Annotated in this window: 18 protein-coding genes; 14 read left to right on the forward strand and 4 right to left on the reverse strand. The window is 69.0% G+C overall.

Annotation, left to right across the window (positions count from 1 at the left end):
- Positions 1-175: 175 nt before the first annotated feature.
- A complete protein-coding gene (locus tag ACOQFS_RS20600; protein ID WP_421564680.1) occupies positions 176-1582 on the forward strand; it encodes a chloride channel protein in 1407 nt (468 codons plus the stop codon).
- 10 nt (positions 1583-1592) lie between these two features.
- Positions 1593-2648: a LacI family DNA-binding transcriptional regulator gene (locus tag ACOQFS_RS20605; RefSeq protein WP_421564681.1), complete on the forward strand. Its 1056-nt coding sequence runs from the start codon at positions 1593-1595 to the stop codon at positions 2646-2648.
- 4 nt (positions 2649-2652) lie between these two features.
- Here the strand turns inward: ACOQFS_RS20605 and ACOQFS_RS20610 are convergent, their stop codons facing one another.
- Entirely contained in the window at positions 2653-4122 is a 1470-nt protein-coding gene (locus tag ACOQFS_RS20610; RefSeq protein WP_421564682.1) for a PLP-dependent aminotransferase family protein, read from the reverse strand.
- Between the two features lie 108 nt (positions 4123-4230).
- Here ACOQFS_RS20610 and ACOQFS_RS20615 point away from each other — a divergent pair, with 108 nt between their 5' ends.
- Positions 4231-4896 carry a pyridoxamine 5'-phosphate oxidase family protein gene (locus ACOQFS_RS20615; protein WP_421564683.1) on the forward strand — a complete coding sequence of 222 codons (666 nt, stop codon included), beginning with the start codon at positions 4231-4233 and terminating at the stop codon, positions 4894-4896.
- On the opposite strand, the gene ispF is transcribed toward ACOQFS_RS20615, so the two are convergent.
- Entirely contained in the window at positions 4884-5363 is a 480-nt protein-coding gene (ispF, locus tag ACOQFS_RS20620; RefSeq protein ID WP_421564684.1) for a 2-C-methyl-D-erythritol 2,4-cyclodiphosphate synthase, read from the reverse strand. The two genes, ACOQFS_RS20615 and ispF, sit on opposite strands and share 13 nt — an antisense overlap.
- Before the next feature lie 35 nt (positions 5364-5398).
- Positions 5399-6388 (reverse strand): IspD/TarI family cytidylyltransferase, encoded by a 990-nt coding sequence (locus ACOQFS_RS20625; protein WP_421564685.1) that lies wholly within the window; start codon positions 6386-6388, stop codon positions 5399-5401.
- Positions 6389-6490: 102 nt separating this feature from the next.
- On the opposite strand from ACOQFS_RS20625, the gene mfd reads away from it, so the two are divergent.
- The 8 genes from mfd to ACOQFS_RS20665 all read left to right on the forward strand — a co-directional run bounded on the left by mfd (position 6491) and on the right by ACOQFS_RS20665 (position 16680).
- On the forward strand, positions 6491-9964 hold the full coding sequence (gene mfd, locus ACOQFS_RS20630; protein WP_421564686.1) for a transcription-repair coupling factor: 3474 nt from the start codon (positions 6491-6493) through the stop codon (positions 9962-9964).
- Positions 9965-10142: 178 nt separating this feature from the next.
- Positions 10143-10856 (forward strand): phosphoserine phosphatase SerB, encoded by a 714-nt coding sequence (gene serB / locus ACOQFS_RS20635; protein ID WP_421564687.1) that lies wholly within the window; start codon positions 10143-10145, stop codon positions 10854-10856.
- A 25-nt stretch (positions 10857-10881) separates the two neighbouring features.
- Positions 10882-11478: a redoxin domain-containing protein gene (locus ACOQFS_RS20640; protein WP_421564688.1), complete on the forward strand. Its 597-nt coding sequence runs from the start codon at positions 10882-10884 to the stop codon at positions 11476-11478.
- 132 nt (positions 11479-11610) lie between these two features.
- Positions 11611-12573, forward strand: a complete 963-nt coding sequence (locus ACOQFS_RS20645) for an intradiol ring-cleavage dioxygenase (RefSeq protein WP_421564689.1) — start codon at positions 11611-11613, stop codon at positions 12571-12573.
- A gap of 32 nt (positions 12574-12605) precedes the next feature.
- A complete protein-coding gene (locus tag ACOQFS_RS20650; protein ID WP_421564690.1) occupies positions 12606-12896 on the forward strand; it encodes a hypothetical protein in 291 nt (96 codons plus the stop codon).
- 23 nt (positions 12897-12919) lie between these two features.
- Complete coding sequence (locus tag ACOQFS_RS20655; protein WP_421564691.1) at positions 12920-14467, forward strand: ATP-binding protein; 1548 nt, start codon at positions 12920-12922, stop codon at positions 14465-14467.
- A complete protein-coding gene (locus ACOQFS_RS20660; RefSeq protein ID WP_421564692.1) occupies positions 14464-15156 on the forward strand; it encodes a response regulator in 693 nt (230 codons plus the stop codon). Before ACOQFS_RS20655 ends, ACOQFS_RS20660 begins: the two co-directional genes overlap by 4 nt.
- A 303-nt stretch (positions 15157-15459) precedes the next feature.
- Positions 15460-16680, forward strand: a complete 1221-nt coding sequence (locus ACOQFS_RS20665) for a DNA topoisomerase IB (RefSeq protein WP_421564693.1) — start codon at positions 15460-15462, stop codon at positions 16678-16680.
- A gap of 39 nt (positions 16681-16719) precedes the next feature.
- Here the strand turns inward: ACOQFS_RS20665 and fumC are convergent, their stop codons facing one another.
- Positions 16720-18105, reverse strand: coding sequence for a class II fumarate hydratase (fumC, locus tag ACOQFS_RS20670; RefSeq protein WP_421564694.1), 1386 nt, complete (start codon positions 18103-18105; stop codon positions 16720-16722).
- 460 nt (positions 18106-18565) lie between these two features.
- Here fumC and ACOQFS_RS20675 point away from each other — a divergent pair, with 460 nt between their 5' ends.
- The 3 genes from ACOQFS_RS20675 (at position 18566) to ACOQFS_RS20685 (ending at position 23037) form a co-directional block, all read left to right on the forward strand.
- Positions 18566-20719: a putative bifunctional diguanylate cyclase/phosphodiesterase gene (locus tag ACOQFS_RS20675; RefSeq protein ID WP_421564695.1), complete on the forward strand. Its 2154-nt coding sequence runs from the start codon at positions 18566-18568 to the stop codon at positions 20717-20719.
- Positions 20720-20936: 217 nt separating this feature from the next.
- Entirely contained in the window at positions 20937-21320 is a 384-nt protein-coding gene (locus ACOQFS_RS20680) for a hypothetical protein (RefSeq protein ID WP_421564696.1), read from the forward strand.
- A 163-nt stretch (positions 21321-21483) separates the two neighbouring features.
- Positions 21484-23037 (forward strand): fumarate hydratase, encoded by a 1554-nt coding sequence (locus ACOQFS_RS20685; RefSeq protein ID WP_421564697.1) that lies wholly within the window; start codon positions 21484-21486, stop codon positions 23035-23037.
- The last annotated feature ends 5 nt before the right edge of the window (positions 23038-23042 follow it).

The following is a 23042-nucleotide window of genomic DNA, read 5'->3' on the forward strand; positions in this document are numbered from 1 at the left end:
GCCCAGGGCGCCACCCTGGGCTTGTCGGTAGTACCCCGCGATCCTCGGTTTTCGCGCGTTTCGCTTCGATGCCTTCTACCGCGCAGACTCCTGGCTGGTCGGCTTTTTGCATGCCCCCGGCATGCCCCCCGCGCCTGTCCACACCCTGACCCTTCCCGCAGCCCATCGCATCCGCATGAACAAAGAGCCCGACTTTCTGGAAAACGTCCGCGCAGAACTCAAGGATGGACGGCGATGGGTGGACCGCAGCATCGTTCTGGCCTACGCCTGTGCGGCAGGCCTGTGTGTGGTGGCCTTCACGCTCATGGCCGATGCGGCGTTCGAACTGTTCATGCACATCTACCACTGGCAGGGGGGCTGGGGCGTATTGCTCTGGGTGCCCGCCGTCACGGCCGCCGTGGTCTGGGCCACGCGTCGCTATGCGCCGGGTGCGGCAGGGTCCGGCATTCCCCAAGTCATCAGCGCACTCAGCCCCGGGTTGCCGCCGGCAGAGCGCGGCCGCTTCGTGTCGCTGTGGCTGTCGTTTGCCAAGATCGTGCTGGCCAGCGCGGGCTTTCTGGCGGGCCTCTCCATCGGGCGCGAGGGGCCCTCGGTGCAGGTGGCGGCCGGCGTCATGCACCATGCGCGGCGCTGGTTTGACGTGCGCTCGGGCATCACCGCCCATGCGCTTCTGGTGGCGGGTGGTGCGGCCGGCATTGCCGCTGCGTTCAACGCACCGCTGGCCGGCGTGGTGTTCGCCATCGAGGAGCTGTCGCGCAAGATGGAATCGCGCAGCAGCGGCGTGATCATCGCGGCCATCGTGCTGGCAGGCCTGATGGGCGTTTCCGCGTTCGGCAACCTCAGCTATTTCGGGCGCATCCAGGTGCCCCACCTCGACTGGGACGCGCTGCTGCCCGGCCTGGCCGTGACCCTGGTCTGCGGCGTGCTGGGCGGCTTGTTTGCCAAGTTGCTGGCGGCCTCGCTGACCGGCACGAGCGAGCGCATGTGCCGCCTGCGCGCGCGCTTTCCCATCCGTTTTGCGGCGGGCGGGGCGCTGGTCGTCGCCATCATCGGCCTGGTCACCGGGGGCGCAACCTTCGGTGCGGGATCCGAAGCCGTCAAGCACATGCTGGCTGGCGAGGCGGACGTGCCCGCCTTCTACGTCACGCTCAAGTTCATCACCACCTGGCTGTCGGCATGGGTGGGCGTGCCGGGCGGCATCTTTGCACCTTCGCTGTCCATCGGCGCCGGGGTGGGCCACAACGTATCGCTGCTCATGGGCGCGGACATCGGGCCTGCCCTGATCGCCATGGGCATGGCCGCGTTTCTGGCCGCCGTCACGCAAGCACCGCTCACCGCCTTCATCATCGTGATGGAAATGGTCGACGGGCACGCGATGGTGCTGAGCCTCATGGCAGCCGCCATGCTGGCCAGCCTGGTCTCGCGCATGCTGGCCCGGCCGCTGTACGAGACGCTGGCGCAGGCCATGCTGCAATCGCTGGCACCCCCTCCCCCTGCAACGGAGCCCGGGCCGGACCCCGCGCCCGTTGCCGCTGCCGAACGCGATCCGGTGCCCAATCCGGCGCAGGCGCCGAAGCCCTAGGCCGTCCGACATGACAGGGACCGTGCCCCCGCCCCCCCTCGACGAACTGCCGCCGCAGCACCCTGCCCCGCGCGACCGCCCCGCCGTCACGCTGCGCGAGGTGGCCGAACGCGCGGGCGTGTCGATGATCACGGTGTCGCGCGCGATCAACACGCCCAGGCAGGTTTCCGACGCCACGCGGGCGCGCGTGCAGGAGGCCGTTGCGGCGCTGGGCTATGTGCCCAACCTGGTGGCGGGCGGGCTGCGCTCGGCGCGCAGCCATGTGGTGACCGCCCTCGTGCCCACCCTCACGGGCCCCTTGTTCGGCAGCATGGTGCAGGCGCTCACCGATGCGCTGGAACTGCGCGGCTTTCAGGTCATGGTGGGCCAGGTCGGCTATGCGCATTCGCGCGAGGACGAGCTGCTGCGCGCCATCGTGGGACGCCGGCCCGACGGCATCGTGCTCACCGGCATCATGCATTCCCCCGAAGGCCGGCGGCTGCTCACCGCCTCGGGCATCCCCGTGGTGGAGACCTGGGATTTCACCGACACCCCCATCGACATGCTCGTGGGCCTGCGCCATGAGGCGCTGGGCGCTGCCGTGTGCGAGCACCTGCATGCCCGGGGCCGGCGCCGGCTTGCGCTGCTGAGCGGCGGCGACGAACGTGCGGCGCGCCGCGCGCAGGGCTTTGCCGCAGCGGCGCAGCGGCTGGGCCTGCGCGCCCCCACCGTGCGGCTGGGCAAGTCGCCCACCACCCACGCCGATGGGCGCGATGGCCTGCGCGCGCTGCTGGCCGAAGTGTCCGACATGGACGCGGTGTTCTGCAGCTCCGACATGCTGGCCCTGGGCGTGCTCACCGAGGCCCGGGTGCTCGGCATCGCCGTGCCAGAGCAGTTGGCCGTGATGGGTTTTGGCGACCTCGACTTTGCCCGCACGGTCAGTCCCAGCCTCTCCACCGTGCGCATCGATGGCACGCGCATGGGCCAGACAGCGGCGCGCCTGATCGCGGATCGCGCCGATGGCAAGACCGTCGCCGAGCCCGTGGTGGACATCGGCTTCTCGATCATCGAACGCGACAGCGCCTGAGCGCTCAGGCGCCAAGCCGCACCACGTCCGCGAGTTTTTTGACCAGCGGCTCCATCGCCTCCACCGGCACCTGCGCATAGCCCAGCAGAAAGCCGCGCCAGGGCTGGGCGCGCAGACCCACGGCGTGGCGGCTCAGGGCCGGGGCCATGATGCCGTGCTGCGCCATGAGGCGCGCGCTCAGCGCCACATCGTCGACCCCGCCGTCGTGCAGGCGCAGGGCCAGGTGCATGCCGGCGGTGCCGCCGTGCACGCTGGCCACACCGCCCAGATGCTGCGCCAGTGCCGCCACCAGCGCGTCGCGGCGCTGGCGGTAGAGGCGGCGCATGCGCCGCAGGTGCAGGGCGAACTGGCCGCTCACGATGAACTCGGCCAGCGCGCGCTGCTCGGCCGTGCGCCCGCGCGGCGCGGCGCGGTCCAGCAGCAGGGCCAGCGCGGGCACCAGGGCCGAGGGCACCACCATGAAGCCGATGCGCAGGCCCGGAAAAAACGTCTTGCTGAAGGTGCCCAGGTAGACCACGGGCGCATCGGGCGCCAGGCCCTGCATGCAGGCCATGGGCGGGCCGTCGTGGCGGAATTCGCTGTCGTAGTCGTCCTCGATCACCAGCGCGCCGGCCTGGCGCGCGCCGTCGATCAGCGCCAGGCGCCGGGCCAGACTCAGCACGCTGCCCACCGGATACTGGTGCGAGGGTGTGGTGTAGATGAGCCGCGGGCGCTGGCGCAGCCAGTCGCTGGCGGCGGGGGCCATGCCCTCGGCATCGACCACGATGCCCACGGTCTTGAGCTGCGCCGCGCGGAAGGCCGCCACGGCGCCCTGGTAGCCCGGGTTTTCCATCCACACCGTGTCGCCGGCATCGGCAAACGCGCGGGCGGCCAGGTCCAGGCTGCTTTGCGTGCCATCGGTGATGAAGACCTGCGCGGCCTCGACCCGCGCACCGCGCGCCACGCGCAGGTGCCCGGCAATGGCTTCGCGCAACGCGGGCTCGCCCGCCGGGTCGGCATAGTTGAGGTCGGCGGGCCTGAGCGCGGCCCAGGCCTTGTCCAGCGTGCGCCGCCAGCGCAGCACCGGAAACTCGCCCAGCGCGGGTACACCGGGCGCGAATGCAGCCGCCGTCTCTGATCCGGGCAGCAGTGGCATGTTCTGCGCGCGCCGCGACAGGCTCGCGCGCGGCACAGCCGAATGCTTCTGAGGCTCGGCAACCGCTGCCAACCGCCCGGCCAGCGGTGCCACCACGCTGCCGCGCCGGCTGGCCACGATGAAGCCCTCGCTCGCTAGCTGCTCGTAGGCATAGAGCACGCTGTTGCGCGCCACGCCCAGCTCGGCCGCCAGCGCGCGGCTGGCGGGCAGGCGCGCGCCGCTGGCCAGCGTGCCGCTGCTGATGCCCTGGCGCAGGCATTCGTGCAGCTGGCGCTGCTGGGGCCACCGGGCATGCGCAGGTTGCGCCCGAAACGCGCTGAACATCAGCTGAAACTCCATCGCAGTAGCTGTGGCCCTAAAAAATACTCATGTTGTGGGTCTTATTCTGGCACCACGCAGGTCCTACATTCCGCTGCCTCAGCAACACCCCCGCCGGAACCACGACCCGTGAACGACACCCCTGCCACCGCCCTGCCCGCCACCGACCGCACCCGCATCCGCCGCGTGGCCGAGAACGCCCGCTACGACCGCGCCACGCTGCATGCCATCATCGACGCCGCCTACCTGTGCCATGTGGCCTTTGCCGACGACAAGGGCACGCACTGCATTCCCACCGCCTGCTGGCGCGAGGGCGAGCACCTGTACATCCATGGCTCCAACGGCGGGCGCCTGGTCAAGTGGCTGGGCAAGGGCATACAGGCCTGCGTGACCATCACCCACCTCGACGGACTGGTGCTGGCGCGCTCGGCCTTCAACCATTCGATGAACTACCGCTCGGCCATGGTGTATGGCCGCTTCGAGCCCGTGGCCGACAAGCATGCGGCACTCGCGGCACTGATGAACCACCTTGCCGTGGGCCGCCAGGCCGAAATTCGCGCAGGCAACGACAAAGAATTCGCGGCCACCACGGTGATGCGCATTGCCCTCGACGAGGCCGCGTGCAAGGTGCGCAGCGGCCCGCCGGTGGACGACGCCGAGGACATGCAGCACCCGGTGTGGGCCGGCGTGCTGCCGCTGGTGCAGGTGCGCGGCGCGCCCGTGGCAGACCCGCTGAACACGGCGCCCACGCCCGGCTATGTGGCCGCCTGGGCTGCCGAAGCTCAGGCCTTGTAGATCAGCGCGGCCGCCCGCGCCTCCATCGCCAGCCCCTGCCCCACCGGGCCCAGGCGCTCGGCCGTCTTGGCCTTCACATTGACCTGGTCGGGCGCCACCTGCAGGGCCCGCGCGATGCACTCGCGCATGGCCGGGATGTGTGCGGCCAGCCGCGGCGCCTGCGCCACCACCGTGCTGTCCACATTGCCGATGGCGAATCCGGCGGCGCGCACGCGCCGGGCTGCTTCCGCCAGCAGCACGGCCGAATCCGCCCCGCGGAACTGCGCGTCCGTGTCCGGAAAGTGCCGGCCGATGTCACCCAGTGCAGCCGCACCCAGGATCGCGTCGGTGATCGCATGCAGCAACACATCGGCGTCCGAGTGGCCGAGCAGGCCCATGGTGTGGGGAATGCGGACCCCGCCGATCACCAGGGGCCGCCCTGGCACGAGGGCATGCACGTCCCACCCTTCGCCGATTCTGAAATTCATGTGTTCCCTTGGGTGATGCGCCCGCGCCGGGCGCGTCAGAAAATGGTCTTGCGCCCTGCCGCGCCGGAGGCCTGGCCCCGGTCGCCACCGAAGCGTTCGAGTGTGGTGCCATGCCCGCGCTGGGCCAGCACCGCAGCCGCCAGCGCAAAGTCGTCCGGGTAGGTGACCTTGAAATTCTGCGCCCCACCCGGCACCAGGCGCGGATGCAGGCCCATGGCCTCCATGGCGCTCGCCTCGTCCGTCACGCCCGAGCCCACCTTGTCAATCGCCTCGATCAGCGGGCCGATGCGGAACATCTGCGGCGTCTGCGCCAGCCACTTGTCGCTGCGGTCCACCGTGGCGGACACGCGCACGCCCCCCGGCCCGTCGATGGAGGTCTTGAGCGTGTCGGCCAGCTTGTGGGCGAGCAGGCCGCCCACGCTGTCGCCCGCGCACTGGTCGATCAACGCATCGATCTGGCCCGAGGTGACCAGGCAGCGCGCCGCATCGTGCACCAGCACCCAGTCGTCGTTGCGCGCACCACGCGCCAGCAGCGCACGCAGCCCGCCCAGCACCGTGTCCGCGCGGGTGGGGCCGCCGCACTCCACCGCGAAGTAGCTCGCATGCGGGTACGCATCCAGAAAGCGGTCACCGGGGGCCACGGCCACCAGCGTGCCCAGCAGGCGCGTCACGCCCGCAAACGCTGCCAGCGTGTGCAGCACCATGGGCTGGCCTGCGACCAGGTGGTACTGCTTGGGCAGCTGCGCCGGCACGGCCGCGCCAGGTGCTGAAGACACGGGAGCGGCATCGGACGCCGCCGAAAAGGCGGCAACCGTCGACCGCGCCGCACCATGCGCTGCCGGTGAAGCCGGAGCAACCGCAGCAGCTACTGAAATCGCTGGAATCGCTGTTGGCGCAGCAGCGCCCGGGGTGCCCGGGGTGCCCGCCACCGCCCGCAAGCCCAGGCCCGCACAGGGCAGCAGCGCCCAGAAGCGCCCGTGGGCGGAGAACGGGGCGAGCGGGGGGTGCAGCAACGGTGCGGTCATGGGACGGTCATTCTAAAATCCCCGGTTGCCCGCCCATCCAGCCCGCGCGCGTTCTGCGTCCCGGGGGATGCGGCAAGCCCACCGACGCCCTCCCCCGTCCGCATGGAACTGCCCAAACTCTCCCCCGGAAAACGCTTTGCCCTGCCCCGCCCCGTGGGCAGCGCCGATTCGCTGCTGCTGGCCCGCCTGGCCGAACGCGACAAGGCGGCAGGCCGCACCACCGCCATCGTCACGGCCGACGCCACCGATGCGCAGCGCCTCATCGACGAGATGGCGTTCTTTGCGCCCCACCTGCGCTGCGCGCTGTTCCCCGACTGGGAGACGCTGCCGTACGACACCTTCAGCCCGCACCAGGACCTGATCAGCGAACGCCTGGCCACCCTCTGGCGCATCAGCCAGAAGGACAAGGACACCGGCGCCGACGTGGTGCTGGTGCCCGCCACCACGGCGCTGTACCGCCTCGCCCCGCCGTCCTTCCTGGCCGGCTATACCTTCCACTTCAAGGTCAAGCAAAAGCTCGACGAGGCCAAATTCAAGGCCCAGCTCACGCTGGCCGGCTACAGCCATGTATCCCAGGTGGTGAGCCCGGGCGAATACGCGGTGCGCGGCGGGCTGATCGACCTGTTTCCGATGGGCTCGCTGGTGCCCTACCGCGTGGACCTGTTCGATGACGAGATCGACAGCATCCGCACGTTCGATCCCGACAGCCAGCGCAGCCTGTACCCCGTGCCCGAGGTGCGCCTCTTGCCCGGCCGCGAGTTCCCGATGGACGACGAGGCGCGCGCCAAATTCAGGAGCCGCTGGCGCGAGATGCTGGAGGGCGACCCCACCAAGAGCCGCATCTACAAGGACATGGGCGCCGGCGTGGCCACAGCCGGCATCGAGTACTACCTGCCGCTGTTCTTCGACGACACGGCCACGGTGTTCGACTATCTTGGCAACGAGGCCACGGTGGTGCTGCACGGCGACCTGGAACCGGCCTTTCAGCGCTTCTGGCAGGACACGAGCGACCGCTACCGCCTGGTGCAGGGCGACCCCGAACGCCCGGTGCTGCCGCCCGAGTCGCTGTTCCTCTCGGTCGACCAGTTCTACACCCGCGCCAAGGAGCATGCCCAGCTGTCCATCCGCCCCGGTGTGGAGGACGTGGATGACAACTCACACTTCCACAAGCTGGGCGACCTGTCCGTGGTGCGCGGCGCCGAAGACCCGCTGGCCCGGCTGCACGCCCACATCCGCAACACCCAGCACCGCGTGCTGCTGCTGGCCGAAAGTGCTGGCCGGCGCGAGAGCCTGCTCGACTTTCTGCGCGCCAGCGGCGTGAACCCGCCCGCCTTCGACTCGCTGGCCGAGTTCCAGGGCACAGAGGGCGAAAAGGTGGGCATTGCCACCGCCGGCCTCACCGTGGGCTTCAGCTGGGTCGAGGACAGCATCGACTTCGTCACCGAGACCGAGCTTTTTGCCGCCGGCCCCACCACGCGTCGGCGCAAGAAGCAGGAGCAGGTGAGCGACGTCGAAGCGCTGATCAAGGACCTGGCCGAGCTCAACGTAGGCGACCCGGTGGTGCACAGCGCGCATGGCATCGGCCGCTACCGCGGCCTGGTCAACATGGACGTGGGCAACAAGAACCCCGACGGCACGCCCGCCATGCAGGAGTTCTTGCACCTCGAATACGCCGACAAGGCTGTGCTGTATGTGCCCGTGAGCCAGCTGCAGCTCATCAGCCGCTACACCGGCGTGAGCGCCGATGAGGCGCCGCTGCACAAGCTCGGTAGCGGCCAGTGGGAAAAGGCCAAGCGCAAGGCCGCCGAGCAGGTGCGCGACAGCGCGGCCGAGCTGCTCAACATCTACGCCCGCCGCGCCGCGCGCGAGGGCCATGCCTTCCGCTACAGCCCGCAGGACTACGAGACCTTTGCCAACGACTTCGGCTTTGAAGAAACGGCCGACCAGAACGCCGCCATCCACGCGGTGATCCAGGACATGATCAGCCCCCGCCCCATGGACCGCCTGGTCTGCGGCGACGTGGGCTTCGGCAAGACCGAGGTCGCCCTGCGCGCGGCCTTCGTGGCCGTCACCGGGGGCAAGCAGGTGGCCTTCCTCGCGCCCACCACGCTGCTGGCCGAGCAGCACTACCAGACGCTGGTGGACCGCTTCAGCAAGTGGCCCGTGAAGGTGGCCGAGGTCTCGCGCTTTCGCTCGGGCAAGGAGATCACCGCGGCCATCAAGGGCATCGGCGACGGCACGGTGGACATCGTGGTGGGCACGCACAAGCTGCTTTCCGAATCCACCAAGTTCCACAACCTGGGCCTGCTCATCATCGACGAGGAGCACCGCTTCGGCGTGCGCCACAAGGAGCAGATGAAGGCCCTGCGCGCCGAGGTGGACGTGCTCACCCTCACGGCCACGCCCATCCCGCGCACGCTGGGCATGGCGCTGGAGGGGCTGCGCGACCTGTCGGTCATCGCCACCGCGCCGCAGCGGCGCCTGGCGATCAAGACGTTTGTGCGCAACGAGGGCACGGGCGTGATCCGCGAAGCCGTGCTGCGCGAACTGAAGCGCGGCGGGCAGGTCTACTTCCTGCACAACGAGGTGGAGACCATCGAGAACCGCCGCCAGAAGCTCGAAGAGATCCTGCCCGAGGCCCGCATCGCCGTGGCCCACGGCCAGATGCCCGAGCGCGAGCTGGAGCGCGTGATGCGCGACTTCGTGGCCCAGCGCTTCAACATCCTCTTGTGCTCGACCATCATCGAGACCGGCATCGACGTGCCCACGGCCAACACCATCATCATGAGCCGCGCCGACAAGTTCGGCCTGGCGCAGCTGCACCAGCTGCGCGGGCGCGTGGGCCGCAGCCACCACCAGGCGTATGCCTACCTCATGGTGCCCGACACCGAGGGCCTGACCAAGCAGGCCGCGCAGCGCCTCGATGCCATCCAGCAGATGGAGGAACTGGGCAGCGGCTTCTACCTGGCCATGCACGACCTGGAGATCCGCGGCGCGGGCGAGGTGCTGGGCGAAAACCAGAGCGGCAACATGCTCGAAGTCGGCTTTCAGCTCTACAACGAGATGCTCAGCGAGGCCGTCAAGGCGCTCAAGGCCGGCAAGGAGCCCGACCTGCTCTCGCCCCTGTCCGTCACCACCGACATCAACCTGCACGCCCCCGCCCTGCTGCCCGACGACTACTGCGGCGACGTGCACCTGCGCCTGTCGTTCTACAAGAAGCTGGCCACGGCCAAGAACCCCGACCAGATCGACGGCCTGCTCGAAGAGATCGTGGACCGCTTCGGCAAGCTGCCGCCCCAGGCGCAGACGCTGATCGACGTGCACCGCCTGCGCGTGCTGAGCCAGCCTTACGGCGTGGTGAAGGTCGATGCGGCGCCGGGCGTCATCAACATCACCTTCAAGCCCCAGCCGCCGATTGACCCGATGCGCATCATCGAGCTGATCCAGAAGAACAAGCACATCAAGCTGGCGGGCAACGAGAAGCTGCGCATCGAGCGCGAGTTGAAGGAGCCGAAAGACCGCGCGCAGATGGTGCGCGACGTGCTGCGCAGCCTGGGGCAGCCACTGGCGGCATAAAATTTTGACCGATTTTGCCCCTCAGCGCTTATTGCAAAAGACTTTGCAGCTATTTAATTTGTAGCAACCATCTGCAGCCAGATCTGACAGCAGGCCTGCCAGGGCGGGCCCGCGCTCATCGACAATCGCACCTTTCCCTCCCGTCCCCGTCTTGTCCCTTCACGCTTTCAGTCCTTCCATGCAACACGCCACCGAATTCGCCCCCGGCCTCGTCGTCCAGGGCATCACGCCCCCGCTGTCCCTGTCGGCCTACAAGCTCATCGCGTTTGACATGGACTCCACCCTCATCAACATCGAGTGTGTGGACGAAATCGCCGATGCCGCAGGCCGCAAGGCCGAGGTGGCCGCCATCACCGAAGCGGCCATGCAGGGCGTGATCACCGACTACAAAGAGAGCCTGCGCCAGCGCGTGGCCCTGCTCAAGGGCGTGACGGTGCAGCACATGGAGCAGGTATTCACCGAACGCCTGCGCTTCAACCCCGGCGCCCAGGCGCTGATCACGGCCGCCAAGGCCGCAGGCCTGACGACGCTGCTGGTCTCTGGCGGCTTCACCTTTTTTGCCGACCGCGTGAAGGCCGGGCTGGGCATTGATTTCGCCCGATCCAACATGCTGGAGGTGGAAGACGGCCTGCTCACCGGCCGCATGGTGGACCAGCCCTGGGGCGACATCTGCGACGGCGCCGAAAAGCGCCGCACGCTGCTCGAAGTGGCTTCGCTCATGGGCATCTCCCCCCAGCAGGCGATTGCCGTGGGCGACGGCGCCAACGACCTGCCCATGATGGAAGCTGCAGGCCTGTCGGTGGCCTACCATGCCAAGCCTGCCGTGCGCGCGCAGGCCAAGGTCGCCATCAACCAGGGTGGACTCGACCGGCTGCTGGAAGTGCTGCGCTGATCCACCTCGGCACTGCAGCGCATTCATGCTGAAGGCCCGCATCACCCGCGCAGCACAAGACTTGCGCAGGGGCTGGAAACAACACCTTGCCACCCTCACACTCGCATGGATGGCCGTCGTGGCGGTGGACACCTGGCGCACGCGCGACCTGCCCCAGGGCCCTGCGCCCGACGTGGCACTGGTGATGGCCGCCCGCGCTGGCGCCCCCACCCCCACCCCCACCCCCACCACCCTGGCCACATGGCGCGCCCAGCACCCCGGCCAGGCCGTGGCCGTGCACTTCTGGGCCGAATGGTGTACGGTGTGCAAGCTCGAAGAGCCCAGCATCGCCAGCCTGTCTGCCGACTGGCCGCTGCTGGGCGTGGCCATGCAGTCCGGCAACGCCGAGCGGGTGGCCCAGGTGCAACGCCAGCGCGGCATGCCCTGGCCCACGGCGGTGGACCCGCACGGCACCCTGTCGCGCAGCTGGGGCGTGCGCGCCGTGCCCGCGCTGGTGGTGATCGACGCCCACGGCCAGGTGCGGTTTTCCACCTCGGGCTACACCCCCGAATGGGCCATGCGCCTGCGGCTGTGGTGGGCGCAGACCCTGCCGCATTGGCGCTTCATGCTTTCAAAAACATAGCGCGAATCGCTTGGTGGTGCAGCGCTGAAGCAAGCGTTTTCGCGACGGTCCTGACCGGGCAGACCGGCCTCCCAGATTTCTCCTCAATCGATGGGCACAGTGCAGGCCATCCCCACTTGCAGGAGTTCCCCCATGGCCCGCCTTCCCGCGCCTATCGCCCGTTCCAACGCCACTTTTGCCACGCCAGGTGCCGCCCTCGACCCGGCTCTGTCCCCGCAGGGCATGCCCACCACGGCGCTGCGCAGCGCAGCAGCAACCCGCGCGGCGGTGCCCGCCGCCAGCCGCCGCCTTGCACTGGGCGCGCTGGGTTCGCTGGGCATGGCGACCTTGCTGGGCTGCGGCGGAGGGAGCGATGACGCAGCGGCCGCCGCGACGGACACGACCGGCACCGGGACGGGAACAGGCACCGGCACAGGTACTGGGACAGGGACCGGCACGGGAACCACCACCACCTGCTCCGTCGTCCCCGAGGAAACCGCCGGCCCCTACCCGGCCGATGGCTCCACCGCCAGCAACGCCACCTACAACGTGCTCGCACTCAGCGGCATCGTGCGCTCGGACATCCGCAGCTCCATCGGCTCGGCCACCCCGGCCAGCGGCGTGCCGCTCACCATCACCATCACGCTGACCAACACGCGGGCCAGCTGCGCGCCGCTGTCGGGCTATGCCATCTACCTGTGGCATTGCACGCAGGACGGCAACTATTCGGTGTACTCGTCCAACAACATTGCCGACAACTACCTGCGCGGCGTGCAGGCCACCGACGCCAATGGCACCGTCAGCTTCACCACCATCGTGCCGGGCTGCTACGCGGGCCGCATGCCGCACATGCACCTCGAGATCTATTCCACGCTGGCCTCGGCCAACAACGCGCGCAACAAGGTGCGCACCACGCAGCTCGCGTTCCCCACCGCGCTGCTCAGCAGCATCTACAACAGCAACGCGGGCTACAGCGCCAGCGTGCGCAACCTGGCCAACATCAGCTTCGCCACCGACAACGTGTTCAGCGACGGCACCGAGCTGGAGATGACCAGCATGCAGGCCACCACGGGCGGTGGCTACGCCGCCAGCATCACGATTTCCATCGCCGCCTGATTCACCGCCCACCGTTTCACCAGGCCCCGCCCATGTCCCCCATTCACACCTCGCTCGCCCCCCTGATGATCCTGCTGGCCCTGGGCACCACCGCGTTCACCGCATCGGCCCAGCCGCAGCGCGGCGGCACACCGCCCGCCCCGCCGCCCGAGGCCTACGCCGCCTGCCAGGGCCAGGCCGAAGGCGCGTCCGTCACGCTGACCCTGCCGGACGGCAAAACGCTCGCCGGCACATGCCGCACAATGAACGGCACCCTGGTGGCCATGCCCGCCGGCGGGCCCGGTGGCCCTGGCGGACCGGGCGGCCCGCCCCCTTCCCGCTGAACGCTGGCCGCCATCACAGCCCCATGCCCCACCTGACCCTGCACCGCAAAGCCTTCATCGCGCTGGCCGCCTTGCTGGTGGCCCTGCTGCTGATCTTTGCGGGCTTCTCGCGCCTGGGCCTTCAGCGCGGGCTGGGGCCGTATGTGGCCGAGATCGAGTTGGCCCGCATGGACTGGCTGGCCGAGCGCCTGCAGGCCCATCACACGCAGGCGGGCGGGTGGGACAGCCTGCGCAGCCAGCCCAGCCTGTGGGGCCGCTTGAGCCACCCGGGCGGCGGCGCGCGCCGGCCCGGTCCACCGCCCCCCGGCGACCCTGGCAGTGCGCGCGAGCCGCGCCCCGGCCCGCCCCCGGGCCAGTCGGAATCGGGGCATCCACCGCCACCGCCCGACGATCTGAACCACCCGGGCCAGGGCAGCGGCGGGCCGCCCCTGCGCCACCCCAACGACATCTACCCCCGCCTGGGCCTGCTCGACGCACAGGACCGTCTGGTGGTGGGCGCCGCGCCGCAGCCCGGTGGCGCGCGCCTGGCGCTCCGCGGCGAAGGCGGCCAGCCCATCGGCCAGCTGGTGCTGGCGCCGCCCCAGGGCGTGCGCAGCGAGGCCACCCAGGCCTTCCTCGCGCAGCACCTGGGCTTTGTGGCCTGGACGGGGCTGGCCGGGCTGGCGCTGGCGTTGCTGCTGTCGGGCTGGCTGGCGCGCCGCTGGCTGGGGCCGGTGCAGGCGCTGGCGCAGGGTGCGCGGGCGGTGGCACAGGGGCAACTGCATACCCGCGTGCCGGTACAGGGCCGCGACGAGCTGGCCCAGCTGGCGCGCACCTTCAACACCATGGCCGAGCAGCTCTCCAGCATCGAAGCCAGCCGCCGCCAGTGGCTGGGCGACGTGGCCCACGAGCTGCGCACGCCGCTGGCCGCCATGCGCGCCGAGATCGAGGCGGTGCAGGACGGCGTGCGCCCCTTCGACGACAAGACCGCGCTGCGCATGCACCGGCAGGTGATGCGCCTCATCCAACTGGTGGGCGACCTGCGCGCCAGCCTGGACGCCGGGGCCAGCAGCGCGCCGTCCGCCCAGGTGCCGGTGCACCCGCTGCCGCTGCTGCAGGAGGCGCTGGCGTCGATGCAGGCGCGCCTGACGCAGGCCGGCATCGGTGTGGACGCATCCGGCCTGCAGGACCTGGCCGCGCAGACGCCCCCACCCCTGGTGCTGGGCGATGCGCAGCAGCTGCACCAGGTGTTCATGAACCTGCTGGAGAACAGCCTGCGCTACACCGACCGCGGCGGGCAGCTGCACGTCGGCGCCAGTGCAGTGGCCGGGCCGCAGGGTGCGCCGCGCCTGCAGCTGCAGCTGGACGACAGCGCACCCGGCGTGCCCGCGCACGAGCTGCCCCGCATCTTCGAGCGCCTGTACCGCGCCGAGACCTCGCGCAACCGCGACCACGGCGGCGCGGGCCTGGGCCTAGCCATCTGCCGCGCCATCGTGCAGGCGCACGGCGGCACGCTGGCCGCTTCCGAATCACCGCTGGGCGGGCTGCGCATCACGCTGGAGCTGCCCCTGCTGGACAACCCCCACCCATGAGCCCCCGCATCCTGGTCGTCGAAGACGAGCCTGACATCGCCGCCATCGTGGTCGACTACCTGCGCCACGCCAGCTACACCGTCGAACACCACGCCGACGGGCGCGCGGCGCTGGCCAGCCTCGTGGCCGCTCCGCCGGACCTCACCCTGCTGGACATCATGCTGCCGGGCATGGACGGCCTGGCCATCCTGCGCGAGGCGCGGCGCCACACCGCCAACCCCATCATCATGCTCACCGCCCGCGTCGAGGAGGTGGACCGCCTCATCGGCCTGGAGCTGGGCGCAGACGACTACATCTGCAAACCCTTTTCTCCGCGCGAGGTGGTGGCGCGGGTGAAGGCCGTGCTGCGGCGCACGGCCCCGACCCTGCCTGAGGCCCCCATTGCCGCTGGCCTGCAGCTGCACACCGCGCAGTGGCAAGCCACGCTGGGCGGCCAGCCGCTGGGGCTCACGCCCCGCGAGTTCCGGCTGCTGCAGGTGCTGGCCCGGCAGCCGGGGCGCATCTTCTCGCGCGCGCAGCTGCTGGACCAGGCCTACGACGACACGCTGGACGTGAACGAACGCGCCGTGGACAGCCACGTGAAGAACCTGCGCAAGAAGCTCAAGGCCGCCAGCGGCGACGGCACAGACTGGATCCGGTCGGTGTACGGCGTGGGCTTTGCGCTGGAGGCGCCTGCGGCGGCGGGCTGAGGCCCTGGACCCGGAAGTTTGCCGCCCGCCTTTAGCTATATTTTGTATAGCCAAAAACTTTTATGGATAAAGCGCTGAAGGCGTTTTTTATTCATATTCAATCCCCCCATGGCCAGTGGACGCACCGCACTGCCGGTGCCAGCGCCTTGGGATGCGCCCCACCCGCACACACGCAGGCCGCCTACACCGCAGCCCTGCGCGCAGCGGTGTGATGGGAGGCCTTGCCGGTCCGGCGGTGCGCAGACCGCGCATTCGTTGTCCCCACGTCCCTCCCACCCCTCCCGCCCCTCCCGCCATTTCCCGATGCCCGCGTCCACGTCCACGTCCACGTCCACACCCGCAGCCACCCGCCCTGCCCCCAACACCGCAACCGCCGCCCTCGCCGCCACGCCGGTGCGCCCACGTCCGTTGCCCGGGGGCCTGGTGTATGTCAGCCCCACGCTGCCCGGCCTCACGCGCGTGCGCAGCGGCGCCAAGGCGTTTCGCTATCGACTGCCCGACGGGCAATGGCTCCAGGATTCCGACGAGATCATGCGGATCCGGCGGCTGGCCATTCCGCCCGCCTACACCGACGTATGGATCTGCCCCTTGCCCCACGGCCACCTGCAGGCCACGGGACTGGATGCGCGGGGGCGCCGCCAGTACCGCTACCACCCCGAATGGCGCCAGCAACGCGACGCCGGCAAGTTCGAACACATGCAGGCCTTTGGCCGCGCGCTGCCACGCATCCGCCGCCGCGTGGCGCGCGATCTGGCCGCGCACCGCCCGGGCCGGCCGCTCACACGCACCCTGGTGCTGGCCACGCTGGTGCGCCTGCTGGACACCACCTACCTGCGCGTGGGCAACGAGGAATACGCGGCCAGCAACCGATCCTATGGCCTGACCACGCTGCGCACGCGCCATGCGCGCCTGGAGGGCAATCAGGTCACGCTGCGCTTTCGCGGCAAGAGCGGCGTGATGCAGGAAGCCGCACTCGACGACCCGCGCGTGGCCCGCGTGGTGCGCCGCTGCCAGCAGCTGCCGGGGCAGGAGCTGTTCCAGTATGTGGACGAAGACGGCACGCCGCGCACGGTCGGTTCGAGCGACGTGAACGACTACCTGCGCGAGATCACGCACAGCCCCGGCGCGGAGGGCGAGCATTTCACGGCCAAGGACTTCCGCACCTGGCACGGCACTGCCCAGGCCCTGGAACTGACGCGGCTGGCCTGCGCGCCCCAGGCTGGCAGCAACGACACGGGCGCCGAGGCCCGCCAGCGCTACAGCGCCAAGGCCATCCTTGCCGAGGTCGCCCGCCAGCTGGGCAACACCCCGGCCGTGTGCAAAAAATCGTATGTGCACCCCGCCGTGCTGGAACTGGGCACGCGCCTGGCGTCCGACGCGGGCCCCAGCATGCAGAACATCTGGGACAGGCTGGGCGGCGCCGCGTCGCCGCGCGGGCTCAGCGCGGCGGAGCGGCGCCTGTTGGCGTTTCTTCGCCGGCCGCAGAACCGGCCGGTCCCGCGTAGCCCGGCCTCAGCCCGCTGAAGACGCTGCCAGGCGCCGGAACGCGGCGCCATGCGCCCTTCAGCGCCCCACCATGTTCGCGGGCACCACCCACTGGTCAAACTGCTCGCCGGTGACATGGCCCGAGGCCACGGCGGCGTCGCGCAGGCTGGTGCCTTCCTGGTGCGCCTTCTTGGCAATGAACGCGGCCTTGTCGTAGCCGATGTGCGTGTTGAGCGCGGTCACCAGCATCAGCGAGCGGTCCACCAGCTCGGTGATGCGCTCGCGGTTGGGCTCGATGCCCACGGCGCAGTGGTCGTTGAAGCTCACCATGCCATCAGCCAGCAGGCGCACGCTCTGCAAAAAGTTGTGCGCCACCATGGGGCGGAACACGTTCAGCTCGAAGTTGCCGCTGGCACCGCCGAAGTTGATGGCCACGTCGTTGCCGAACACCTGGGCAGCCAGCATGGTCACGGCCTCGCTCTGCGTGGGATTGACCTTGCCGGGCATGATGGACGAGCCGGGCTCGTTCTCGGGAATGCTCAGCTCGCCGATGCCGCTGCGCGGGCCGCTGGCCAGCCAGCGCACGTCGTTGGCGATCTTCATCATGCTGGCGGCCAGGGTCTTGAGCGCGCCGTGCGCATGCACCAGCGCATCACAGCTGGCCAGGGCCTCGAACTTGTTGGGTGCGGTCACGAAGGGCAGACCGGTGAGGCGCGCCAGCTCGGCCGCGGCCTGCTCGGCATAGCCTTTGGGCGCGTTCAGGCCCGTGCCCACGGCCGTGCCGCCCAGCGCCAGTTCGCACAGATGGGGCAGCGCGGCACGCACGTGGCGCTCGCCATGGTCCAGCTGCGCCACATAGCCCGAAAACTCCTGGCCCAGCGTGAGCGGCGTGGCGTCCTGCAGGTGCGTGCGGCCGATCTTGACGATGCCGTCGAAATCCTTGGCTTTCTTGTCGAGCGTGGCGCGCAGCTTGGCGATGGCGGGCAGCAGGCGGTGCGTGATCGCGTCCACGGCCGCCACGTGCATGGCGGTGGGGAACACGTCGTTGCTCGACTGGCTGCGGTTCACATCGTCGTTGGGGTGCACCCGGCGGCCTTCGCCGCGCTCGCCGCCCAAAATCTCGCTGGCGCGGTTGGCCAGCACCTCGTTGACATTCATGTTGGTCTGCGTGCCCGAGCCGGTCTGCCACACCACCAGCGGGAATTCGCCCGGGTGCTTGCCCGCGATGACTTCATCGGCGGCCGCCACGATGGCTTCGGTCTTCTTCGCGTCCTGCAGGCCCAGGGCCTGGTTCACCACGGCGGAGGCACGTTTGACCTGGGCCAGCGCCTTGATGATTTCGCGCGGCTGCTGCTCGCCCGAGATGTCGAAGTTCTGCAGCGAGCGCTGCGTCTGCGCGCCCCACAGCCTGTCGGCCGGGACGTCAATGGGGCCAAAGGTGTCGCGTTCGGTACGGGTGGTCATGAAAGGGCTCTCCTGAAGAAGGCGAGAAAGCGGAAAAGCGAGAAGGCGGGCGCACCATGCATAAAAACATGGGTGCGGATGCGCCAAGGTACGCCACGAGGATAATCTAAAATATAACGATTCTTATTTACAACACTGCGGACGGTTCGTCATAGGGTTGCATGGCGCTTGCAGGGCAATATGCACGCATCTGTCGGCCATTGTGGGTATCCCTCTCTACCGCCCGAGGGAGTGAAATTGCAACAAATTGGTACAATTTGCACCCACTTGAGCCTGCCAATGGGCTTTTTTAGCGCCAGAGCGCTGCCCTGGCGCCCTCACCTGGGCCCCGACGCCCGCCTCCACAACTTTTTTCTACCCGCGCGGCCTCTCCACGAGGCGGCTTGTCGGCGCGACGCCCTCGTGGCCTCTTGCGGCTCGCCGACCTCATCGCTCACACTTGTTTCCCTGGCAGCCCTCCATGAGTTCGTTCATGCCCTTCAGCTACAACCTGTACGTGGTAGCGGCCTCGTTTGCCATCGCGATGCTCGCCTCGTATGTCACGCTGGATCTGGCCGGACGTGTTCGCACGTCGCACCGGCGGGTGGGGCTGGCATGGTGGGCGGCGGGCTCGTTGGTGATGGGCACGGGGATCTGGTCCATGCACTTCCTGGGCATGCAGGCGTTCCAGCTGCCCATCGACATTGGTTTTGGCGCGGGCCTCACGCTGCTGTCGTGGCTGGCAGCCGTGGCCGCTTCGGCAGTGGCGCTGGGGCTGGCAAGCCGCGAGCACTTCGGCGCCCTGCCCCTCACCTTGGGCGCGCTAGCGATGGGCGCGGGCATCAGCGGCATGCACTACATCGGCATGGCAGCGATGGACATGGTGCCAGGCATCGTGTGGAACCTGCGGATCGTTGCGCTTTCGGTGCTGGTTGCCGTGGCCGCGTCGGCGGCTGCGCTGATGATGTTCAAGCTGCTGCGCAGGGTGCGCCCGTCGCGCCGGGTGGCCTGGCAGGTGGCCGCCGCGTTGGTGATGGCCATTGCCATCTGCGGCATGCATTACACGGGCATGGCCGCCGCGAGTTTTGCGGCAGGGTCGGTGTGCCGCAGCGCAGGGGCGCTGGGCGGCCCGGGGCTGACAGCCCTGGTGCTGATCGCCACGGGCATGCTGTTGATCAGCACGCTGTTCACCTCCATCCTGGATGCGCGGCTGCAGAGCACGGCGCTGAACCTGACACGGTCGCTGAAGGAGAGCAACGCGCGCCTGCAGGCCGCCAACGACGAACTGCAAAAACGCGCGTTCGCCGACGCCCTCACGGGCCTGCCCAACCGCTTGCTGTTTGAAGATCGGCTGATCCACGCCCTGCTGCGGCTGGACCGCACCAATCATTTGCGCGTGGTGGACCGCCTGGCCGTGCTGTTCGTAGACCTCGACGGATTCAAGCCCATCAACGATTCGTTCGGCCACGCGGCGGGCGACACGATTCTGCGCGGCGCGGCGGATCGGCTGCGCCACGAGGCGCGCGAATGCGACACCGTGGCCCGCGTGGGCGGAGACGAGTTTCTGGTGCTGCTGGAAGACGTGACGGACGTGGCGGCCTGCGTGTCGGTCGCCAATCGCGTGCTCGCCACGTTGTCGCGCCCGTTCGAGGTCTCGGGCAAGCAGGTCCAGATCACCTGCTCTATCGGCATCGTGGTGCACCCCGACCATGGCGACCGCACCAAGCTGGTGGCCAACGCCGATGCCGCCATGTACGCCGCCAAGCGCGCGGGCGGCGGGTGCTACACCTTGTTCGAGCCGCACATGGGCTCGGATGCCTCGGAACAGCTGGAGCTGCAAAGCGACCTGCGGCAAGCCATCGAGCGGGGCGAGCTGCAACTGCACTATCAGCCCAAGATTGACAGCACGCGCGGCCAGATCAGCGGCGTGGAAGCCCTGCTGCGCTGGAACCACCCGCGCCATGGCATGGTCAGCCCGCTGGTGTTCATCGGCCTGGCCGAACGCTTCGGCCTGATCAACAAGCTGGGCAACTGGGTGATCAACGAGGCCTGCCGCCAGACGGCTGAATGGGGCCGCAACGGGATGCGCATGCGCGTGGCCATCAACTTGTCGGTGCACCAGCTGCGCGAGAGCGGCCTGCCCGACCGCATTGAACAGGCGTTGCGGTTTCACGGCCTGGACGCCTCGCAGCTGCTGTGCGAGATCACCGAGTCCGTCGCCATGGAAGACATCCGGGCCACGCAGCGCACCTTCGACGGACTGGCGCGCATCGGAGTTTTTCTGTCCATCGACGACTTCGGCACCGGGTATTCGAGCCTGAACTATCTGCGCCAGTTGCCGGCGCAACAGCTCAAGATCGACCGCAGCTTTGTGAACGACCTGGAGGAAAGCGAAGACGCGCGCGCCGTGGTCAGCGCTGTGGTGAGCCTGGCCCACGCGCTGGGCCTGAAGGTGGTGGCCGAAGGCGTGGAAACCGAGGGCCAGCGCGACATTCTTCTGGCCATGGACTGCGACGAACTGCAGGGCTTCTTCTTTGCCCGCCCCATGCCCGCCGATTCGCTGCTGGCATGGTCGCAGGGCGACAAACCCGACGGCGCCGTGGATTTCACGCCGTCCGTGATCGGCTCGCTCTGACAGTCGGCCCCATGTCGGTGTGGCGCCCCGAGGATGCGGCGCTGGGGCAGCGCCTGCGCGCGTAACGGCGCTGTTGCAAGTTTTGCACCCAATCGTCGGCATGTTCTTACAGCAGTGCGGCGATGGCAGAGTGACCATGGGCATGCAGCGGCCCGATGCGCCGCGCCTTCGACCCTCTTCATGCCACCGGGCAACGCCCGACTCCACGGAGACCACCATGGCCCACAGCAGCCTTCTCGGCATCGATGCCGACCCCCTTGCCCATCTTCACAGCGCCACGGGCAATGACAGCCTGGGGCCCAGCGACGCGTCCGATTCGGGCAGCGACAGCGCCGGCCTGTATGGCACCGACCCCGACAATGACACCGACCGCCACGGCACAGGAGAACGCGCCAGCGTCGAGCCCGGAATACGGGTCGAATCGCGCGACATCCTTCCCGACCATCTCGAATCCATGGACAGCGACAGCGACGAGCCAGGCGACGCACCGCGCGTGCATGCAGGCGCAGACGACTATCCCGGCGATGACCCGGCGGACGAGACCCCTGGCAGCGCCGATGCGGACGAGGGCGACACCGGGGACGATGGAAAAGTGGCGTGATACCGGACCCCGGCTGAACGGCGAAACCCGTCGGCCATCCCGTTGAGCGCGCATAGAGCATGGCGCCTGGGGCGCGCCAGCGCCGTGTCAGGGGACGGGTGGGATAATTGCGGGTTGCGTGCTTGCGCATGCACCTGCCCTCCCGCCTCACGACACCACCACGATGACCACCACGATCCAATACGACGACCTCGTCGAGTCCATTGCTGCCGCGCTGCAGTACATCAGCTACTACCACCCCACCGACTACATCGCCCATCTGGCGCGCGCCTACGAACGCGAGAAGAGCCCGGCGGCCAAGGACGCCATTGCGCAGATCCTGACCAACAGCAAGATGAGCGCCACCGGCCAGCGCCCCATCTGCCAGGACACCGGCATCGTCAACGTATTCCTGAAAGTGGGCATGGATGTGCGCTGGGAAGGATTCGCAGGGAGCCTCGATGACGCCATCAACGAAGGCGTGCGCCGGGGCTACAACCACCCCGACAACACGCTGCGCGCCTCCGTCGTGGCCGACCCGCAGTTCGCCCGCAAGAACACCAAGGACAACACGCCCGCTGTGATCTTCACCGAGATCGTGCCCGGCAACACGGTGGACGTGACGGTGGCTGCCAAGGGCGGCGGCTCGGAAAACAAGTCCAAGATGTACATGCTGAACCCCGGCGACAACGTGGTGGACTGGGTGCTCAAGACCGTGCCCACCATGGGCGCCGGTTGGTGCCCGCCCGGCATGCTGGGCATCGGCATTGGCGGCACGGCGGAGAAGGCCGTGCTCATGGCCAAGGAAAGCCTGATGGACGACCTGGACATGTACGAGCTGCAGGCCAAGCAAGCCAGCGGGGCTGAACTCGACAATGTCGAAAAGCTGCGCCTGGAGCTGTTTGACAAGGTCAACGCCCTGGGCATTGGCGCGCAGGGCCTGGGCGGCCTGACCACGGTGCTGGACGTCAAGATCAAGATGTACCCCACGCACGCGGCCAGCAAGCCGATTGCGATGATCCCCAACTGCGCCGCCACACGCCACGCGCACTTCGTGATGGACGGCTCAGGCCCCGTGTACCTCACGCCCCCCAGCCTGGACCTGTGGCCCAACGTGGACTGGGCGCCCGACTACAACAAGAGCAAGAAGGTCAACCTCGACACCCTGACCAAGGAAGAAGTGGCCAGCTGGAAGCCCGGCGACACCCTGCTGCTCAACGGCAAGATGCTGACCGGCCGAGACGCCGCGCACAAGCGCATCCAGGACATGCTGGCCAAGGGGGAAAAGCTGCCCGTGGACTTCACCAACCGCGTCATCTACTACGTGGGCCCTGTGGACCCCGTCAAGGGCGAGGCCGTGGGCCCTGCAGGCCCCACCACCGCCACGCGCATGGACGGCTTCACCGACATGATGCTGGCCCAGACCGGCCTGATCGCCATGGTGGGCAAGGCCGAGCGCGGCCCGGTCGCCATCGAGGCCATCAAGAAGCACCAGAGTGCCTACCTCATGGCCGTGGGCGGCGCGGCCTATCTGGTCTCCAAGGCCATCAAGACCGCGAAGGTCGTGGGCTTCGAAGACCTGGGCATGGAAGCCATCTACGAATTCGACGTGGTGGACATGCCCGTGACCGTGGCCGTGGACGCCGGCGGCACCAGCGCCCACATCACGGGCCCGGCCGAATGGCAAAAGCGCATCGCCTCGGGCGAGTTCAAGGGCATCGGCGTCGCAGCCGCCTGAGCGGG

The organism is Paracidovorax sp. MALMAid1276, assembly GCF_049198005.1.
Classification (GTDB): Bacteria; Pseudomonadota; Gammaproteobacteria; order Burkholderiales; family Burkholderiaceae_C; genus Acidovorax.

Bases quoted from the DNA above. Each gene is read 5' to 3' on its own strand.
- ACOQFS_RS20600 (WP_421564680.1), top strand. From the start codon at position 176: ATGAACAAAGAGCCCGACTTTCTGGAAAACGTCCGCGCAGAACTCAAG.
- ACOQFS_RS20605 (WP_421564681.1), top strand. From the start codon at position 1,593: ATGACAGGGACCGTGCCCCCGCCCCCCCTCGACGAACTGCCGCCGCAG.
- ACOQFS_RS20610 (WP_421564682.1), bottom strand. From the start codon at position 4,122: ATGGAGTTTCAGCTGATGTTCAGCGCGTTTCGGGCGCAACCTGCGCAT.
- ispF (WP_421564684.1), bottom strand. From the start codon at position 5,363: ATGAATTTCAGAATCGGCGAAGGGTGGGACGTGCATGCCCTCGTGCCA.
- ACOQFS_RS20625 (WP_421564685.1), bottom strand. From the start codon at position 6,388: ATGACCGCACCGTTGCTGCACCCCCCGCTCGCCCCGTTCTCCGCCCAC.
- mfd (WP_421564686.1), top strand. From the start codon at position 6,491: ATGGAACTGCCCAAACTCTCCCCCGGAAAACGCTTTGCCCTGCCCCGC.
- serB (WP_421564687.1), top strand. From the start codon at position 10,143: ATGCAACACGCCACCGAATTCGCCCCCGGCCTCGTCGTCCAGGGCATC.
- ACOQFS_RS20640 (WP_421564688.1), top strand. From the start codon at position 10,882: ATGCTGAAGGCCCGCATCACCCGCGCAGCACAAGACTTGCGCAGGGGC.
- ACOQFS_RS20645 (WP_421564689.1), top strand. From the start codon at position 11,611: ATGGCCCGCCTTCCCGCGCCTATCGCCCGTTCCAACGCCACTTTTGCC.
- ACOQFS_RS20650 (WP_421564690.1), top strand. From the start codon at position 12,606: ATGTCCCCCATTCACACCTCGCTCGCCCCCCTGATGATCCTGCTGGCC.
- ACOQFS_RS20655 (WP_421564691.1), top strand. From the start codon at position 12,920: ATGCCCCACCTGACCCTGCACCGCAAAGCCTTCATCGCGCTGGCCGCC.
- ACOQFS_RS20660 (WP_421564692.1), top strand. From the start codon at position 14,464: ATGAGCCCCCGCATCCTGGTCGTCGAAGACGAGCCTGACATCGCCGCC.
- ACOQFS_RS20665 (WP_421564693.1), top strand. From the start codon at position 15,460: ATGCCCGCGTCCACGTCCACGTCCACGTCCACACCCGCAGCCACCCGC.
- fumC (WP_421564694.1), bottom strand. From the start codon at position 18,105: ATGACCACCCGTACCGAACGCGACACCTTTGGCCCCATTGACGTCCCG.
- ACOQFS_RS20675 (WP_421564695.1), top strand. From the start codon at position 18,566: ATGAGTTCGTTCATGCCCTTCAGCTACAACCTGTACGTGGTAGCGGCC.
- ACOQFS_RS20680 (WP_421564696.1), top strand. From the start codon at position 20,937: ATGGCCCACAGCAGCCTTCTCGGCATCGATGCCGACCCCCTTGCCCAT.
- ACOQFS_RS20685 (WP_421564697.1), top strand. From the start codon at position 21,484: ATGACCACCACGATCCAATACGACGACCTCGTCGAGTCCATTGCTGCC.